Source organism: Haloplanus aerogenes, from assembly GCF_003856835.1.
Taxonomy (GTDB): domain Archaea; phylum Halobacteriota; class Halobacteria; order Halobacteriales; family Haloferacaceae; genus Haloplanus; species Haloplanus aerogenes.
The window spans coordinates 3,343,670-3,361,522 of the sequence record NZ_CP034145.1 but is presented as its reverse complement, the minus strand read 5'-3'; the positions used below and the strand labels follow the sequence as shown (position 1 = coordinate 3,361,522).

The window sequence follows — 17,853 nt, the reverse complement described above, 5'->3', positions numbered from 1 at the left end:
CGTTCAGGCCGTCTCGGGGCTCGATTCGGCGTCGCTCTCCGATCGGAAGAACCCCGACGCGCCCTGTCCGCGGTTGCCGAGCATGAGCGCGACGAACAGCGCCAGCCCGACGCCCCGGAGGGCAAGGTCGACTCCGAGAGCGACCTCGCTCCCACCACCGCTTCCGATGCCGACGAGGCCGAGGACGTCGAGGACGCCACGGACACCCAGTCCCGGCGCCATCAGCAGGAGCGAACTCAGCGCGAAGGCGGCGCGTTCGAGCCGCGAGACGGGCGTGTAGACGTAGCCGATGACCGTCGCCGCGAGGGCGACGACCCCGAGGAACACGCAGGCGGTCGGGATCAGCACTTCGGGGACGATGTAGGCCAGATCGAACAGGTCGGCAGTTCCGAGGACGCGGTACTTCTCACCGATTTCCAGGTCCGCCGCGTTCGGTTCGCGCCGCAGGAGGACGAGTCCCGGCGTGAGGACGAACGCGAAGGGGACGATGGCCTTGTTCAGGGAGAGCGAGAAGGCCTCGATCCCGGTCTGGAAGGCGTCGGATTTCGCCACCCCGGAGGCGGCGTAGGCGGCGACGGCCACCGGCGGCGTGATGTCCGCGATGACGCCGAAATAGAGGATGAACAGGTGGGCGGCGAGTTCGGGCACGCCGAAGGCGGTCAGCGCCGGCGCGAGCAGGGAGACGAGGATGATGTAGGTCACCGTCGTCGGCATCCCCATCCCGAGGAGGATGGAGGAGACGGCGGTGACGAGGAGGAGGAGGACGAGCGACCCGCCGGCGACGGCTTCGATGAGCGCCACGAGGTTCGGCCCGAGGCCAGAGACGCTGATGACGCCGGGGATGATGCCCGCGGCGGCGACGGCGATGACGACGGGCACGGCCGTCCGCGCGCCGCTCTCCATCGACTTGCCGAGGAAGACGCCGAGGCGGTGGAGACCGTTGTCCGCGAGGCGGGGCTGGCCGATCATCGACGCGTTCGTCTCGGCGGCCCTGTCGACGGCGTCGTCGAACTCCAGCAAGGGGGCGTCGATGTACGGGTGCGTTGCCAGCGTGAGGACGCCCGCGACGATGCTGATGCCGCCGAGTTGGCCGACCGTCGCCGCGAACGCCGCCTGGAGCGACTGGCCGCCCGGCCCGGCGCCGAGGAGGGCGCCGAGGATGCCGGTGCCGGCGACGTACTGCGCGGCGAGGTTGCCGGCGAACAGGCCGACGAACAGCGCGCCGAGGCGACCGCGCGTCTCGTCGCTGTAGGCCGCGACGAGCGTGATCAGCGCGCCGATGGCGATGAGCGTGAACCACGCCGACCGCGCGACCGACAGGCGCTCGACGATGAGGTAGTAGAGCAGGAGGCCGATGGGGACGAGGTAGAACCACCCGGACGTGAGGTGAGACCGGATGTCGACGAGTTCCGAGGGGTCGAGGCCGCCGATACCGAGCCGCGACGCCTCGAAGTGGACCATCACCCAGACGCCGAAGAAGAAGACGATGGCGGGGATGGTGGCGGCGACGATCACGTCCGCGAACGGCGTCGCGGTGTACTGGACGATGAGGAAGGCCGCCGCGCCCATGACCGGCGGGAGGATCTGGCCGCCCGAGGACGCCGAGGCTTCGACGCCGCCCGCGAACTCGGGCCGGTAGCCCGACTTCTTCATGAGCGGAATCGTGAAGGCGCCCGTCGTCACCGTGTTGGCGATGGAGGAGCCGGAGATGGTGCCCATGAACCCGGAGGCGAGGATGGAGGCCTTGGCGGGGCCGCCGCGACGCGTCCCCGTCGCCGCGTACGCGAGGTCGATGAACCACTTGCCGGCGCCGGACATCTCGAGGAAGGCACCGAAGAGGATGAAGATGTAGATGAACTGCACGGAGACGGTCACCGGGATGCCGAAGACACCGTTCTCCGTGTTGTACCAGAGGTTCTGGATGATCGACGGCCACGAGAGTTCGGGGATGGAGAGGACGCCAACGTAGGCGGCGTTCTGGGGGATGAGGACGCCGAACCGGGCGTAGACGATGAACGCCGCCACGATGAGCATCAGGTAGAGGCTGATGGCGCGGCGCGTCGCCTCCAGTACGAGGAGGACGCCGATCACGCCCAGCACCATCGCGTACGAGGTTTCCGTCAGCGGGCCGAGCAGGCCCGCGACGGGGTCGAGGAACGTGAACACCTCGTGGATGGGACGGCCGGCCTCCAGCCCCAGTGCGCGCATCGTCTGAATCTCCTGGAAGTCGGTGACGAAGTAGGCCGCCGAGAGGACGGCCACGGGGATCAGCGCGAGGTCGAACGGCGTTACGCGGTCGAGGTCGGGGTCGACGAAGACCCACCGGAGCGCGTCGCCGACGGCGTGAACGCTCCCCGAGACCGGGTGATCGGGACCGAGACGGTCGTCGAGCGTCGCGCCGAGGGCGATACAGCGCCGCGAAATCGGCCCGTTACCGGTGCTGGAGGGGTAAAGCAGGAAGGTGAGGACGAGGCCGAAAGCGACGTGGATGGCGTTGATCTGGAGTAACTGGAGCGCGACGAACTCGACTTCGCCCACCGCGGGCAGCGTCAAGGAGAGGACGAAGCCCTTCGCGGCGAGCCACATCTGGAACAGGGAGAAGGCGATGCCGATGGCGGCGACAGCGACGGTCGCCCAGCCAGTCAGCGAGCGTTTGCGCTCGATCTCCTGGATGATCGCCTCGGTCTCCTCGGGATCCGGTTCGTCGGCTGTCTCGTCGGCTGGTGGTTCGTCGGTCATCTATCGACTCCGTCGAGGGTAGTGGTGAGGGCGGATCGACGCTGGATCGAGAGCGTCACCGAGCGGGTGTCGGAGAGTGCGACGAGGTCGTAGGTCCGGTCTCCGACGTGGAGTGTGTGGCCGGCGATTCGTCCGGGAGCGACCGTCAGTCGCTCGTAACTCCCCGGTGGATCGTAGATAAAGGTCCCGTTCTCACGGGTGACGTTCGCCCGGCTGGGGAGGCCCCAGCCGTACGATTCGAACTCCATGTGGCTCATCACGAGTCGGTCGCCGCGGACGGTGTACGCCTCGTAAATGCGCGTCTTCTCGACGCTGTGCATGTACTCTAATGCGACGACTGTGCCGTTCTCCACCGGGACTTCGAGATACGTCTCGCCCGTCTCGGCGTCCGCGACGACGAGCACCTTCCGGTCGGGGACGGCCGCGGCGCTCCCGAGAGCGGCGACCAACACGACCAGCACGAGGGCGGCGACGTATCGCTGCTTCATAGCGAGAGGCGGGCCGAACCCGGCCCGTCAGTCCGGCGTTACGCGTCGAAGTACGCGGCCGCGCCGGGGTGGAGTTCGATGGACATGCCGTCCTGTGCCGAGTCGCGGCTGATGAAGTCCGTCTTGATCGTCAGTTCGTCGACGTTGTCGAAGATGGCCCCGGTGACCGTCTCGACGGTCGACTCGGAGACGCCGGATCGGGTGGCGATCATCGCCTGCACGGCCACCGTCTCGACGGCGCTGTCGACGCCGGTGTAGGTGCCCGCGGGGATGGTGTCGTCCGCGAACCACGAGGCGGCGTCCTTGACGGCCTGCCGATTATCACCCTGGATGGGGACGATGTGGAGGTCGTTGGTCGTCGCGAGGTCCTCGATGGCGCCGACGGGCCACCCGCCGACGACGAACGCGGCGTCGATGTCGCCGTTGCGGAGCTGGTCGGCCGCCTGCGAGAAGGAAGCGTTCTGCTCGTTGAAGTCAGTGATGCCGACCGCTTCGAGGATCTGGAGGGCGTTGACCTGCGTGCCGGAGCCGAGGTCACCGGTGTTGATCGTCGCGCCCGAGAGGTCCGAGAGCGTCTCGACGTCCGTACTCTGGAGCGTGACGACGGTAATCGTCTCGGGGTAGAGCGTCGCGACGCCCATCAGGTTGTCGACGGCGTTCCCCTGGAACGCCTCGATGCCCGTGCCGTTCTTCGCGAAGTAGGCGATGTCGTTCTGGATCAGCGCGAAGTCCGCGTCGCCGCTGGCGAGATTCCCCACGTTCTCCACGCTGGCGCCCGTCGACTGGACGTTCAGCGTGAAGTCCGTGTTCGCCTCGACGACGGACTTGAACTCGTTCGAGAGCGGGAAGTACGTCCCGCCGGTGCCGCCGGCGTGCCACGAGAGGCGGGTGTCGCCGCCACCGCCGCCGTTGCCACCGTCGCCCCCCTCGTCGCCGTCGCCGCCGTCGCCGCCACCGCCGCCGCCGCTACATCCAGCGAGCGCGGCGACGCCAGTTACTCCGGCTGCGCGAAGGAATCGTCGTCGAGTGGAATCGTCTGACATACGGCTGATAACAAAGCAGTCTGTCCATTTAACGCTGTCCAAACGAGATATAAAGTCACGGTCGACCGACAAATATTACCTCGACCGAAGCGCCACGACCGTCTCGCCCGCGCGCACCTTGTCACCCTCGCTGACGAGGAGGTCGTCCCGGTCGTACTCGGCGGGCAAGCGCACGTCGGCTCGGCTCCCGAAGGCGATGTGGCCGATCCGGTCGCCCCGGGCCACCTCGTCGCCGGCGGTGAGGTAGGGGTAGATGCGCCGGGCGAACCAGCCGGCGATCATCGATACGCCGTGGGTGTCGAGGGTTACGTCCACGCGCTCGTTCCGGTCGGAATCTTTGGTGAACGCCGGGCGGTGCGCACCGGGGCGGTGCGTGGCCGTCTCCACCGTCCCGTCCATCGGCGCCCGGAGGACGTGCACGTCGGTGACGTTCATGAACACGCCGACGCGGAGGCAGTCGTCCTCCTCACGGACGACGGAGACGCGGCCGTCGGCGGGGGCGACGACGCCGTTCGGTGGCGGCGTCCGCTCCGGATCGCGAAAGAACCAGATCACGAAGCCGCCGAGGGCGAGTGCGAGCGCGCCCAGTGGCGGCGCCACGATGGCGAGCGGTAGTGCGGCGACGAGTGGCGGAAGGGCGAACCGACGCGCGCCGGGCGCGAGCGAGAACGAGGGTCCCGTCATGCTCGTGCCCGCTGGCCCCACGTCGCCAGCAGGTGCGTGAGGTGGAGGCGGTCGTCCGTGCCGGTCACCAGGTCGTGGTCCACCTCGCCCGCGAGTCGGTGGAGGGCGGCGAGCGTCTCGCCGTCGTAGCGCTTGCGCGCCGCGTCGAGCAAGTCGACGAGGAGGGACTGGCCGTCGTAGCCCTCGTCGTCGAGGAGGGTGCCGACGGTCTTTCTGGCGTCGGCTACGTCGCCTCGCTCGGCCGCCTCCAGAATCGACGCCAGTTCGTCGTCGTAGCCCACGTCCTGCAGCGTCTCGTGGACCGTCGCCATCGTCACCTCGCCCGTCTCGACGGCGGTCGTCTGCGCGCCGAGAATCGCCTTCCGGAGGTCGCCGTCGGCGTAGCCGGCGACGAACTCCACGCCCTCGTCGTCGTACGCGACCTCCTCGGCGTCGAGGATGCGTGCGAGCACCGTCTCGATTTCGTCGGCCGTCGGTGCCCGGACGGGGACGGGGAAACACCGGGAGCGGATGGGCGCGATGAGCGTCGATGGCTGGCGGGTGACGATGACGAACTGCGTGGTGCGGTGGTGGCGTTCCATCACCCGGCGGAGCGCCTGCTGGAAGTCCTCGCGGATCGCTTCGGCGTTGTCGAGGACGATGGTCTTGTACTCGCCGGAGACTGGCGCGTAACTGGCCGACTCCTTCAGCACGCGGTTGATCATGTCGCGTTTCGCCATCCGGGAGCGGCCGGTGAGAAACTGCTTGAACCGAGGATCCTCGCGAATCTCCTTTTTCGTCCGGTCGAAGAAGTCGGCGACGTTGAGTTCGACGAGGTCGTTCTCGTCCGTGTGGGCCACATCGGCGAGCGCTCGGACGGCGGCGGTCTTGCCCGATCCGGGCGGCCCCTGGACGACGAGGTTCATCGGCTCGTCGATGGCTCGCTGGAGGCGGTCACGGACCGACGCCTGCGGCAGGTCGTCGAGGTCGGGTGCGTGCGTCTCCGTCCACAGCGGGGCGTCCATTGGCGGCTCTAGTCGGGCATGGGGTACAAAGCTTGCTCTCTCGGCCAGTGCGTACGATCGTGTGTCCGTTCCGTGGACGCGGTCGGCAGTGAGACACTTGTTTGGTGCTGCGTCGCATAGGTGGTGGGGGGAGACCACCTCATGGTAGACGCCACAACAGAATCCAAACGGATCGTGAACGCCTACGTGGACGTGTGGAACGAACGGACGTATCCGAGCATACCGGATGTCGTCTCGGAATCGTTCGTGATGTACGACCCCGCCGCGCCCGAAGGGGAAGTACACGGGCGCGACGGGCTGGAGACGTTCATCCGCAACGTGGTGACCGCGTTTCCCGATTTCGAAGTGTCGGTCGGTGATATGCTCTCCAGCGACGGTCTGGTGATGTACGACGCGACGATAACGATGACACACGAGGGAGCATTCGGCGGTATTGGCCCGACTGGACGGGAGGTCGAAATCGACGAGATGTCCAAATTCCGCGTCTCGAACGGCAAGATCCGAGAGCATCGGGTCTACTTCGACCAACAGGACGTCCTCGAACAACTCGGGGTCACGTCGGAGTGACGCCGGGTCGCGTCTCCGCTCGCCTGCCAATTCGCGTCTAACACTATCGACGACCGGTTCCGCGACCGGACACTTACCCCCACCCGTCCGTCCGCCCAACCGACACGCGTTTACCGCCCCCGCTCGCACACCGTGATATGTCGATGCGCGTGACGTTTCTCGGCACTAGCGGGGCGGTCCCGACGACCCAGCGGGCGCCGAGTGCCGTCCTCGTCAACCGCGAGGGCGAGCGCTTCCTGTTCGACTGTGGCGAGGGCACCCAGCGCCAGATGATGCGCTTCGGGACCGGCTTCGACATCTCCCACATCTTCGTCACGCATCTCCACGGCGACCACATCCTCGGCATCCCCGGCCTGATCCAGTCGCTCGATTTCAACGACCGCACCGACGCGCTGGCGATTCACGTCCCGCCGCGCTCCCGTGAGGCGATTCAGGATCTGGTCCACGCCGGCGGCCACCAGCCCGGCTTCCCCGTGCGCATCCACGAGGTGACGCCCGGGTCGGTCGCGTACGACGCCGAGGCGTTCGAGGTGCGGACCGTCGAAACCGACCACCGCACGCGGTCGATGGGCTTTGCCCTCGTCGAAGACGACCGTCCCGGCCGGTTCGACCGCCAGCGCGCCGAGGAACTCGGCGTCCCCGTCGGCCCGAAGTTCGGCCGACTCCACGAGGGCGAGGCGGTCGAACTCGACGACGGCCGCGTGATCGAACCGGATCAGGTGGTGGGCGATCCCCGACCCGGCCGGCGACTGGTCTACACCGGCGACACCCGGCCCGTGGACGCCGTGGTCGACGTGGCCGCGGACGCGGATCTCCTGATCCACGACGCGACGTTCGCGGACGACGAACGCCAGCGGGCACGACACACGGGGCACTCGACCGCCCGCGAGGCGGGACAGGTGGCCGCCCGGGCCGGTGTCGACCGTCTCGCCCTGACCCACGTCTCCTCCCGGTACGCCGGGGGGTGGGAGCGTCTCGAACGCGAGGCCGCCGAGGTGTTCGACGGCGAGTGTTTCGTCGCGAGCGACGGACAGAAACTGGACGTGCCGTATCCGGAGTGATCGGCCGCAGTCGGGTTCTCGTCCGCCGAAAACGATCGGTGGGTAGTTGACTGCGGCGCTTCGACAGGTGGTATGACCTTCCTCGTTCCCTTCGACGGGTCGGGGCTCGCGGAGGCGGCGCTCGTCCGTGCGACCGAGTTCGCGAGCGTGTTCGACGAGGACGTACTGGCGGTGAGCGTCGTCCCCAAGGGGAATACCGGATACGCCCGCGAGCGTGGCTGGCTGGACCGGGACGAGCCGTTCGATCTGCAGTCCGTCGTGGCGACGCTACACACGCAGGTGACGGACCTGTGTCCGAGCGCCAACTTCTGGCACCTGACGGTCGATACGCACGCGTCGCCCAGCACCATCGCGACGCGCATCCGACAACGCGCTCAGCGAGAGGACGTGTCGATGGTGTTCGTCGGCAGCGACAACGCCGGCCACCTGGTGACGGAGGTGAGTAGCGTGGGTGGGCCGATCGCCGCCGCCGAGGCCTACGACGTGGTCATCGTCCGGAACCGCACTCCGGCCCGGATCGCTCGGCTCGCGGACGCCTCGCCGGACCGCGATCCGAAGTCCGATTTCTACTACCCCGACAAAGAAGACGAACACGTCACCCGGTCGAAGACCGACGACGACCCGTGAGCTACCGACCCGCGCAGTGTGACAGCGACCGTCGAGGGCGTCGTCGCCGCGCCGCGTACGCCGGCGTCTCGGCGGTCGTGACGGTCGGCCCCGTCGCCGTCCTGTGACGACTACGTGGACTCGCTACCTCCGTCCACGTACTTCCGACTCACAGACCGGAGCGCCGTGGAGTATTTATTTCGTGCCCGCCAACTCGGGGTGTGAACGCCCGGACGAGTGCGCTCGACGCGCTGGTGTTCGGCGTCGACGTACAGAGCGGCGACGTCCGCGGGGACGCCCCCTCCTACGCGGTGGTCGCCTTCGACGGCGAGAACGTCGACCGGGACGTGGTGTCGTTCCGCAAACTCCGACGCCTCGTCGAGCGCGAGGAACCGGCCATCCTCGCCACCGACAACGTCTACGAACTCGCGACCGACCGCGACGACCTCGTGCGATTTCTGCGGTGGCTCCCCGACGGCACCCGTCTCGTGCAGGTGACTGGCGCGGAGCGCCCTGAACCCCTCTCGCGGGTCGCGTCCCGCCACGGCGTCCCCTACGGCAAGAAGCCGATGAAGGAAGCCGAGGCTGCCGCCCGCCTCGCGGCCGCGAACGTCGGCCACGAGGTGACGGCCTTCACCGACACGACGACGGTGAAGGTGTCGCGCGGGCGGTCGACCGGCAAGGGCGGGTGGAGTCAGGACCGCTACACTCGACGCATCCACGGCAACGTCAAAGCGCGGGCCCGCGAGGTGGAGTCCGCGCTGGACGAGGCGAACCTCGACTACGAGCGCGACGTGACCGAGAAGTACGGCGGCTACGCCAACGCCACCTTCACCGTCGAAGCGGCGCCCGAGGACCTCCCGGTCTCCCGCGAGCGGTCGGGCGACACCCGGATCGAAATCGAGCGCGAGCGCCGCGACGGCATCGAGTTCGAACCCCTCGTGAAACGTCGGGACCGCGTCCTCGTCGGCATCGACCCCGGGACGACGACCGCCGTCGCCGTCGTTTCCCTCGACGGCGACGTACTCGACGTGTACTCCACCCGGACCGACGACACGGCCGCCGTCATCGAGTGGTTGGTCGACCGCGGCCGGCCCGTCGTCGTCGCCGCGGACGTGGAGCCGATGCCCGAGACGGTCGAGAAGTTCCGCCGGAGTTTCGACGCCGCGGGCTGGAAGCCCGACACCGACCTGCCGGTCGACGAGAAACTCCACCGCACCCGCGATCACACCTACGACAACGACCACGAACGCGACGCCCTCGCGGCCGCCCTGTTCGCGTTCGACGCGTACGAGGACCGGTTCGAGCGCATCACCCGGAAGGTACCCCCGCAGTTCGACCGCGGCGAAGTGATCGACCGCGTCGTCTCCGGCGACGCCTCCGTCGAGGCCGTCCTCCGCGACCTGACCGACGACGACGAGAGCGAGGAGGAGGAGTCGACCCACGAACCCCGCGAACTCTCGCCGGAGGAGCGGCGGATCAAGCGACTCGAACGGCAGGTCGACCGGCTAGAGTCACAGGTCGAGGAGTTAGAGGGGAAACTGGCCGAAAAGGACGAGCGCATCGCGGAGTACGAGGAGGAGTTATCCGAGGCCCGCCGCGAGGAGCGCCGGGAAGCCCGCGAGCGCCGCGAGGTCAACCGCCTCCAGCGCGAAACCGAGCGACTGGAGCGCGAACGTGACGAGGAGTGCGAACGCGCCGACGAGTTGGAGTCGAAACTGGATCGCCTGAAGACGCTGTGGAAACTCGATCACTCCGACTTCGCGGACGTATCGGAGGGACGCGATCTCGTGCCCGTCAAGGTGATCGAACAGTTCACCCGCGACGCCATCGACGCCGCGGACGAGGCGTACGGGCTGGCGGCGGGGGACGTGGTCTACCTCCGCGACGCCAGCGGCGCCGGCCGGTCGACGGCCGAGCGACTCGTCGAGACGGAGCCCCGAGTCGTCCTCCGGGACGGCAACCTCTCCGACGCCGCCGACGAGGTGCTGTTCGAGCACGGGGTGCCCGTCGCCCCCGCGGACGACGTGACGATACAGGAGGTGGACGAACTCGCCGTCGCCCGCGAGAGCGAGGTGGCGGCGGCCATCGAGGACTGGGAGCGCCGCGCGGACGAACGCTCCAAGGAGCAGAAGGCGGAGATGGTCGACCAGATTATCAGCGAACACCGGGCCGAGAGTGGTGACTAGCCCCCCACGGCTTTGGTCGTCCGACGAGACGGACGGGATATGAGCGACGCCGAGGGCGACGGAGCGAGTGACGGTGGCGTCGACGCCGACGAGTCGGCCGACATGGGCGACCTCTTCGACGAACTGCAAGAACTCGAAGACCTCGTGATGTCCGACGCCGCCCGCGAACAGGTCCGCGAGACGATGCGGGTGGCGATGGTGGCCAGCGCCGCCGCGAGCCCGTTCGGGCGCGTCATCCGCGGATTCGATCGGAGCGACCTCACGGAGGCGTTGCTCGGGAGCCTCCTGTTCGGTATCCCGATGGCCGTCGAGGGCGGCACACAGGAAGTGGGAACCTTCCTCGCCCCGCGCCCCGGCTATCTCGCCGGCACGTTCCTCTTCGCCGTCGGGATGGTCATCGGCATCATCTACGTCGCGGACTTCCAGGACGTGCGCGTCCACAAACCGATCTTCGGGCTGATTCCGCGGCGGCTGGTGGGCGTGATCGGCGTCTCCCTGTTGATGGCCACCCTCATCCTGACCGGGTGGGGACGGGTCGACTGGACGGAGCCGAGCCTCGCCGCCGCGAACATCGTCGTCGCGTTCGTCCCCATGAGTATCGGCGCGGCGCTGGGTGACCTGTTGCCCGGGTCGTAAGCAGAAGTCATATTTCGGCGGTCCTGCGCTATATGGTATGGACGTCTACGAGCGGATCACCCGGAACGCGACCGAGGTGGTCACCGAAGAGGAGGGACGCGAGCTGGCCGCGAATCCGGAGGGCAAGCGCGCGTACGTCGGCTACGAGCCGTCGGGCGTGCTGCACATCGGCCACATGCTCACCGCGACGAAGCTGATGGATCTGCAGGAAGCCGGCTTCGAGGTGACCGTGTTGCTCGCGGACGTCCACGCCTATCTCAACGACAAGGGGAGCTTCGAGGAGATTCGCGAGACGGCCGAGCGCATGAAGGCGCAGTTCCTCGCCTACGGCCTCGACGAGGATCGGACTGAGTTCGTCTACGGCTCGGAGTTCCAGTTCGACCGGGAGTACGTCCTCGACCTGCACGCGCTGGAACTGGAGACGAGCATCTCCCGAGCCCAGCGGGCGATGGCCGAAATAAAGAGCGGCGACACGGTGACCGTCTCGCAGGCGGTCTACCCGCTGATGCAGGCGCTCGACATCGTCTACCTCGACGTCGACCTCGCGGTCGGCGGTATGGAACAGCGGAAGGTCCATATGCTCGCCCGCGACACCTTGCCGAAGATCGGTGAGGAGGCGCCGACCTGTCTGCACACGCCGCTGATCGCCGACCTCGAGACGGGGGTCGGCAAGATGTCCACCAGCGAAGGCATCTCCATCTCGATGGAAGACTCGGCCGCGGACATCGAGGAGAAGGTCAACGCCGCGTACTGTCCGCCGACGCGCGACCCCGACCCGGACGACGCGGGGAACGAGCGGGAGAACCCGGTCCTCCAGATTTTCGAGTACCACGTCTTCCCCCGGTACGAGACGGTCGTCGTCGAACGCCCCGACCAGTACGGTGGCAATCTGGAGTACGCGGAGTACGAGTCGCTGGCCGCCGACCTGGAGTCGGGCGAGTTGCATCCGGCGGACGCGAAGAGCGCGCTGGCGACGTATCTCGACGACCTGATCGCGCCCGGACGGGCGAAGCTTCGTTCTGACGCCTGATCGGCCGGCAGCAGGGGTGTCGAGGCCACGTCGGCGCTTTTAAAACTCGCGCCCCCGAATCTACACACATGAGCGAGAACGAGAACGGCGGGCGCAAGGACCTTCGAATGCCCGACGACGACGAGGTGTTCGCCGTCGTAACGGACATGCTCGGTGCGAACCGGGTGAAGGTGCGCTGTGCGGACGGCACGGAGCGCACCGCCCGCATTCCCGGCCGGATGCAGAAACGCATCTGGATTCGCGAGGACGACGTGGTGCTCGTCGAACCGTGGGACTGGCAGGACGAGAAGGCCGACATCTCGTGGCGCTACGAGAAGTCGGAGGCGGACCAGTTGCGGCGCGAAGGCCACATCGAGTAGCGATTTGTTTTCGGCCGTAGCGTGGCGGCGGAGTTGATTCCTCCCCCCCCGACCGAACGCTTATACGGCAAATCAAACAACAGATACGCATGGCGAGTTCGACGCCCGATGCCCGCGACGACGAAATCCGTCTCTGGCGCGAGGACGGCTGGTGGATCGCCAAGGACGTGGCCACCGGCGTCACCAGTCAAGGGTCGTCCCGCGCGGCTGCCCTGTCGAATCTCGACGAGGCAGTCGCGCTCCACGAGGGCGAAATCGGGTGCGAGCCGACGGACGAGGAACTCCGTGAAGCAGGGATCGACCCAGCCGACAACACCACGGGAGACGAGGAACCGCCGGACGTTCTGAAGTAGCCCGTCGGGATGGTGCGCCGAACGTTTTCTGGGCGGGAAGTGGTGAAAGTGCTCGTGAACGTCGGTGGATTCGAGTGGCGACGAACTGCCGGAGACCACGCCCAACTGCACTACGAACATCCGACGAACGAAAACGACCGTCGCTGGGTGACGGTCCCGCTCCACGACGAACTCCGGACGGGCACGCTTCGGGATATCGCGGATAGCGCCGGCGCACAGGACTTCGAGGCGTTCTGTGACTGGATCGACGCGAACGCGTGACAGCTACCGATACCCATCCTTTTCCCCCTCGCCCGCGTACACGCGAGTAGATGACAGAGGAGTACGGCCTGCTCGATCCCGAGGAAGGTGAGGGCGAGGACTTCGGTGACGAGTGGGAGGAAATCGACGTCTCCGACACCGAGGCCGACCGCATCGCCAGAAAGCGGGATCGCGAGTTCACCGAGTTCCGCAAGCGCCTGAAAGACGCCGACCAGTTCAAAGTCGAGCAGTCGGTGTTCGACGACGCCACCTTCGCCGCCATCTACAAACTGGTACAGGACGGGTACATCGAGGCCTTCGGCGGCCCCATCTCGACGGGGAAGGAGGCGAACGTCTACGAGGCGCTCGGCGCGGAGGATCGGGACGTGGCGGTGAAGATCTACCGCATCAACGCCTCGAACTTCCAGCAGATGCGGGAGTATCTCGAAGGCGACCCCCGCTTCGAGGGCATCGGCTCGGACAAGAAGAAGGTCGTCCTCGCGTGGACGAAAAAGGAGTTCGCCAATCTGCGCCGGGCGAAGAAGGCGGGTGTCCGGGTGCCGGAACCCCTCGCGGTCGAGCGGAACGTCCTCGTGATGGAACTGGTGGGGCTGGTCGAGGACCGCGCCCGACGACTGGCCGAGGTGAACGTCGAGAACCCCGAGACGGCGTTCGAGGTGGTGCGGGAGTACATGCGCCGCCTCTACGGTGCCGGCCTCGTCCACGGCGACCTCTCGGAGTACAACCTGATCATCCACGACGGCGAACTGGTGGTGATCGATCTGGGGCAGGCGGTGACGGTCCACCACCCGAACGCCGAGGATTTCCTGGTGCGGGACTGCCGGAACGTGGCTTCGTTTTTCACTCGACAGGGAATCGACGTGGACGCCGACGAACTGCGGGAGTTCGTGACCGCAGTCGAGGCGGAGCCGTAATCCCGCATCGCGAACCCTTAAATCGCTCCGACCGGTATCGCCGGGTATGCAGCACGTGAAGGTTCCGCAGGACCGTCTCGGCGTCCTCATCGGCGAAGGTGGCGAGACCATGCGGGAGATCGAGCGACGTGCCGAGGTCCGCCTCGACATCGACTCCGAGAGCGGCAGCGTCGCCATCGACTCCGTCGGTGACCCCGTCACCGGGATGGTGGCGCCGGACATCGTCCGTGCCATCGGCCGCGGCTTCCGCCCCGACGCGGCGCTCTCCCTGCTCGACGACGACATGCGGATGTTCGATCTGATCGATATCGACGACGCCACGAGGAACAAAAACGACCTCCAGCGGCAGAAGGGCCGCCTCATCGGCGAGGACGGCCGGACCCGAGAGCTGATGGAAGAACTCACGGGCGCCGAGGTGGTCATCTACGGCACCACGCTGGGCATCATCGGCCAGCCGGAGGAGGTACAGGCCGTCCGCCGGGCCGCCGAGATGTTGCTCGACGGCGCCCCCCACGGCGCGGTGTACGGCTTCCTCGAACGCAAGCACAACGAACTCACGCGCGGCGCGGACCTCCAGCCGTCGAACTCCCGCGGTAACTGATTCTCTCCGCCCCGTGCTACCGAGTCACGAACGATATCCCCCTACCAGCACGCCCGCCGTCGATTGCCCTAATCCCGGTACCGCGTCAGGGTGTCGCACACACCGAAACACAACTTTTTTATAGAATCACAATCAATCAACGACCGATTATGTCTCAGCGAATGCAGCAGGGACAGCCGATGATCATTCTCGGCGAGGATTCCCAGCGAACCCAGGGCAAGGACGCCCAGACGATGAACATCACGGCCGGCAAGGCCGTGGCTGAGGCCGTACGGACCACACTCGGTCCGAAGGGCATGGACAAGATGCTGGTCGACTCCGGCGGGAGCGTCGTCGTCACGAACGACGGCGTCACGATCCTGAAGGAGATGGACATCGACCACCCGGCGGCCAACATGATCGTCGAGGTGTCCGAGACCCAGGAGGACGAGGTCGGCGACGGCACCACGACGGCGGTCGTCATCGCGGGTGAACTCCTCGACGAGGCCGAGGACCTCATCGACCAGGACATCCACCCGACGACGCTGGCCCAGGGGTACCGCCGGGCCGCGGAGAAGGCCAAGGAGATCCTCGAAGAGAACGCCATCGACGTCTCGGCGGACGACCGCGAGACGCTCGTCAAAATCGCCGCGACGGCGATGACGGGTAAGGGTGCCGAGAGCGCCAAAGATCAGCTCGCGGACCTGCTCGTCGACGCCGTGCTCGCCGTGCGCGACGACGACGGTGTCGACACCGACAACGTCTCCATCGAGAAGGTCGTCGGCGGCGCCATCGACAACTCCGAACTCATCGAGGGCGTCATCGTCGACAAGGAACGCGTCAGCGACAGCATGCCCTACGCGGTCGAGGACGCGAACATCGCGCTGATCGACGGCTCCCTCGAAATCAAGGAGACCGAGATCGACGCCGAGGTCAACGTCACCGACCCCGACCAGCTCCAGCAGTTCCTCGATCAGGAGGAGAAACAGCTGCGCGAGATGGTCGACCACCTGAAGGAAGTCGGCGCCGACGCCGTCTTCGTGGGTAGCGGCATCGACGACATGGCCCAGCACTACCTCGCGCAGGAGGGCATCCTCGCCGTCCGACGCGTGAAGGACAGCGACCTCTCGCGACTCGCCCGCTCGACCGGCGGCACGGTCGTCGGCTCCGTCGACGACCTGACCGAGGACGACCTCGGCTTCGCCGGCTCCGTCGCCCAGAAGGACATCGGCGGCGACGAGCGCATCTTCGTCGAGGACGTGGCCGAGGCCAAGTCCGTGACGCTCGTCCTCCGCGGCGGCACCGAACACGTCGTCGACGAGGTCGAGCGCGCGGTCGACGACTCGCTCGGCGTCGTTCGCACCACGCTGGAGGACGGCAAGGTCCTGCCCGGCGGCGGTGCCCCCGAGACGGAACTCGCCCTCGGCCTGCGCGACTACGCCGACGACGTGGACGGCCGCGAGGCCCTCGCCGTCGAGGCGTTCGCCGAGGCCGTGGACGTCATCCCGCGCACCCTCGCCGAGAACGCCGGTCTCGACCCCATCGACTCGCTGGTCGAACTCCGTGCCAGCCACAGTGAAGGCAACCTCTCCGACGGCCTCGACGCCTACACGGGCGACGTGGTCGACATGCAGGAGGAAGGCGTCGTCGAGCCCCTCCGCGTGAAGACGCAGGCCATCGAGAGCGCCACCGAGGCGGCCGTCATGATCCTCCGCATCGACGACGTCATCGCTGCCGGCGACCTCAAGGGCGGCGGCAGCGACGACGGCGGCGACGAGGGCGGCCCCGGTGCCGGCGGCATGGGCGGCGGCATGGGTGGCATGGGCGGCATGGGTGGCATGGGCGGCGCGATGTAAGATCGGCGCGCGCCTGCTCACCCCACGCCTGCGAGTCGACTCGGCGTTCGAACGATCCCGTATTTCTTCGGTCCGATCCGTGAGCCGCTGCTGTCGGCGTGCGAGCGGCGAAAAACGCTGTACTGCGTGTGTCTACGCGAACAACTCGCGAGCGTCGTCGACGGCCTCGATCAGCGCGTCGATCTCGTCGCGGGTGTTGTAGATGTAGAAGGAGGCGCGCGCGGAGGCGGCGACGCCAAGTTTGTCGTGGAGCGGCTGCGTGCAGTGGTCGCCGGCGCGGATGGCCACGCCGTGATCGTTGACGATACTGGAGAGGTCGTGGGCGTGGACGCCCTCTACGTTGAACGCGACGAGGCCGCCCCGGTCGTCGCCCGGCGGCCCGTAGATGGTCACGTCGTCGAACGCCGACAACTGGTCGTAGGCGTACTCCGCGAGCAGTTCCTCGTGCGCCTGGACGTTTGCCATGCCGATGTCCTCCAGATAGTCGACGGCGGCGGCGAAGGCGATGCCCTGTGCGATGGAGGGGGTGCCCGCCTCGAACTTCCAGGGGAGGTCCTCCCACGTCGAGTCCTCGTAGGTGACCCGGCGGATCATGTCGCCGCCGTAGAGGTACGGCTCCATCTCTTCCAGTACGTGTTCCTTGCCGTAGAGCGCGCCGATACCGGTCGGGCCGCACATCTTGTGCCCCGAGAACGCGAAGAAGTCGGCGTCGATGGCCGTCACGTCGACGGGTTGGGTGGGCGCCGACTGCGCGCCGTCGACGAAGATGTAGGCGCCGTGATCGTGAGCCAGATCCGCGAGGTCGGCCACCGGATTCACGGTCCCCAGCGTGTTGGAGACGTGGACCACCGACACCATCTGCGTCGAGTCGTCGATCAGATCGGCGGCGTGGTCCCTGTCCAGATACCCGTCGTCGTCCACGCGAATGTAGCGCACCTCGGCGCCGGTCTTTTTCGCGATCTGTTGCCACGTCACCAGCGACGCGTGGTGTTCCATCTCGGTCATGACCACGTTGTCGCCGGGGCCGAGTTCGTTCAGCCCCCACGCGTAGGCGACGAGGTTCTCGCTCTCGGTCGTGTTCTTGGTGAACACCACTTCCTCGCGACCGCTGGCACCGATGAAGTCGGCGACCGTGTCGTGGGCGTTCTCGTACGCGACCGACGCTTCCTGACTCAACTGGTGGATGCCACGGTGGACGTTGGCGTTGTATCCGCGGTAGTACTCGCTGATCGTGTCGACCACCTGGTCCGGCGTGTGACTCGTCGCGGCGTTGTCCAGATAGTACAGCGGCGTGTCGTCGCCGGGGCCCTCTCCGGGCCTCTCCACGTCACCCCCGACCTTCCGGTCGAGGATCGGGAAATCGGCCCGGATGGCCTCCACGTCGATTGGATACGATTCCTGGACTCCCATTGGGACCGGATATGGCCCGAAGGGATAACACCCCTTCGGTGTCTCGTCTCGGGTTGAACCGGAACCGGTTACC

The 17,853-nt window shown here is 67.2% G+C and carries 18 protein-coding genes; 12 read left to right on the top strand and 6 right to left on the bottom strand.

What is annotated here, in order from left to right; genetic code table 11:
* Positions 1–3 precede the first annotated feature (3 nt).
* The 5 genes from DU502_RS17205 to DU502_RS17185 all read right to left on the bottom strand — a co-directional run bounded on the left by DU502_RS17205 (position 4) and on the right by DU502_RS17185 (position 5,958).
* A complete protein-coding gene (locus tag DU502_RS17205) occupies positions 4–2,739 on the bottom strand; it encodes a TRAP transporter permease (RefSeq protein ID WP_121921407.1) in 2,736 nt (911 codons plus the stop codon).
* Positions 2,736–3,227 (bottom strand): DUF1850 domain-containing protein, encoded by a 492-nt coding sequence (locus DU502_RS17200; protein ID WP_121921408.1) that lies wholly within the window; start codon positions 3,225–3,227, stop codon positions 2,736–2,738. Before DU502_RS17200 ends, DU502_RS17205 begins: the two co-directional genes overlap by 4 nt.
* Before the next feature lie 38 nt (positions 3,228–3,265).
* Positions 3,266–4,270, bottom strand: a complete 1,005-nt coding sequence (locus DU502_RS17195; protein WP_121921409.1) for a TAXI family TRAP transporter solute-binding subunit — start codon at positions 4,268–4,270, stop codon at positions 3,266–3,268.
* A gap of 75 nt (positions 4,271–4,345) precedes the next feature.
* A complete protein-coding gene (locus tag DU502_RS17190; RefSeq protein WP_121921410.1) occupies positions 4,346–4,954 on the bottom strand; it encodes a protein sorting system archaetidylserine decarboxylase in 609 nt (202 codons plus the stop codon).
* Positions 4,951–5,958, bottom strand: coding sequence for an AAA family ATPase (locus tag DU502_RS17185; protein WP_121921411.1), 1,008 nt, complete (start codon positions 5,956–5,958; stop codon positions 4,951–4,953). The genes DU502_RS17190 and DU502_RS17185 overlap by 4 nt, the downstream gene beginning before the upstream one ends.
* 141 nt (positions 5,959–6,099) lie before the next feature.
* On the opposite strand from DU502_RS17185, the gene DU502_RS17180 reads away from it, so the two are divergent.
* From DU502_RS17180 to thsA, 12 genes are all read left to right on the top strand, one after another.
* Complete coding sequence (locus DU502_RS17180; RefSeq protein WP_121921412.1) at positions 6,100–6,525, top strand: ester cyclase; 426 nt, start codon at positions 6,100–6,102, stop codon at positions 6,523–6,525.
* Between the two features lie 137 nt (positions 6,526–6,662).
* Positions 6,663–7,586 (top strand): ribonuclease Z, encoded by a 924-nt coding sequence (gene rnz, locus DU502_RS17175; RefSeq protein WP_121921413.1) that lies wholly within the window; start codon positions 6,663–6,665, stop codon positions 7,584–7,586.
* 72 nt (positions 7,587–7,658) lie between these two features.
* The gene (locus DU502_RS17170; RefSeq protein WP_121921414.1) at positions 7,659–8,213 is read left to right on the top strand and encodes a universal stress protein; all 555 of its coding nucleotides are present in this window, start codon (positions 7,659–7,661) and stop codon (positions 8,211–8,213) included.
* A gap of 200 nt (positions 8,214–8,413) precedes the next feature.
* Positions 8,414–10,381: a DUF460 domain-containing protein gene (locus tag DU502_RS17165; RefSeq protein ID WP_121921415.1), complete on the top strand. Its 1,968-nt coding sequence runs from the start codon at positions 8,414–8,416 to the stop codon at positions 10,379–10,381.
* A gap of 39 nt (positions 10,382–10,420) precedes the next feature.
* On the top strand, positions 10,421–11,017 hold the full coding sequence (locus DU502_RS17160; protein WP_121921416.1) for a DUF2391 family protein: 597 nt from the start codon (positions 10,421–10,423) through the stop codon (positions 11,015–11,017).
* Between the two features lie 37 nt (positions 11,018–11,054).
* A complete protein-coding gene (locus tag DU502_RS17155; protein WP_121921417.1) occupies positions 11,055–12,047 on the top strand; it encodes a tyrosine--tRNA ligase in 993 nt (330 codons plus the stop codon).
* Between the two features lie 68 nt (positions 12,048–12,115).
* Positions 12,116–12,406 (top strand): translation initiation factor eIF-1A, encoded by a 291-nt coding sequence (gene eif1A / locus DU502_RS17150; protein ID WP_121921418.1) that lies wholly within the window; start codon positions 12,116–12,118, stop codon positions 12,404–12,406.
* A gap of 89 nt (positions 12,407–12,495) precedes the next feature.
* Positions 12,496–12,759: a type II toxin-antitoxin system HicB family antitoxin gene (locus DU502_RS17145; RefSeq protein ID WP_121921419.1), complete on the top strand. Its 264-nt coding sequence runs from the start codon at positions 12,496–12,498 to the stop codon at positions 12,757–12,759.
* Between the two features lie 9 nt (positions 12,760–12,768).
* The gene (locus tag DU502_RS17140; protein WP_121921420.1) at positions 12,769–13,020 is read left to right on the top strand and encodes a type II toxin-antitoxin system HicA family toxin; all 252 of its coding nucleotides are present in this window, start codon (positions 12,769–12,771) and stop codon (positions 13,018–13,020) included.
* Between the two features lie 50 nt (positions 13,021–13,070).
* Positions 13,071–13,934, top strand: a complete 864-nt coding sequence (gene rio1 / locus DU502_RS17135) for a serine/threonine-protein kinase Rio1 (RefSeq protein ID WP_121921421.1) — start codon at positions 13,071–13,073, stop codon at positions 13,932–13,934.
* Positions 13,935–13,980: 46 nt separating this feature from the next.
* Entirely contained in the window at positions 13,981–14,535 is a 555-nt protein-coding gene (locus DU502_RS17130) for a KH domain-containing protein (protein WP_121921422.1), read from the top strand.
* Positions 14,536–14,714: 179 nt separating this feature from the next.
* A complete protein-coding gene (gene thsA, locus DU502_RS17125) occupies positions 14,715–16,370 on the top strand; it encodes a thermosome subunit alpha (RefSeq protein ID WP_121921423.1) in 1,656 nt (551 codons plus the stop codon).
* A gap of 132 nt (positions 16,371–16,502) precedes the next feature.
* On the opposite strand, the gene sufS is transcribed toward thsA, so the two are convergent.
* Entirely contained in the window at positions 16,503–17,780 is a 1,278-nt protein-coding gene (gene sufS, locus DU502_RS17120) for a bifunctional cysteine desulfurase/selenocysteine lyase SufS (protein WP_121921424.1), read from the bottom strand.
* Positions 17,781–17,853: the final 73 nt, after the last annotated feature.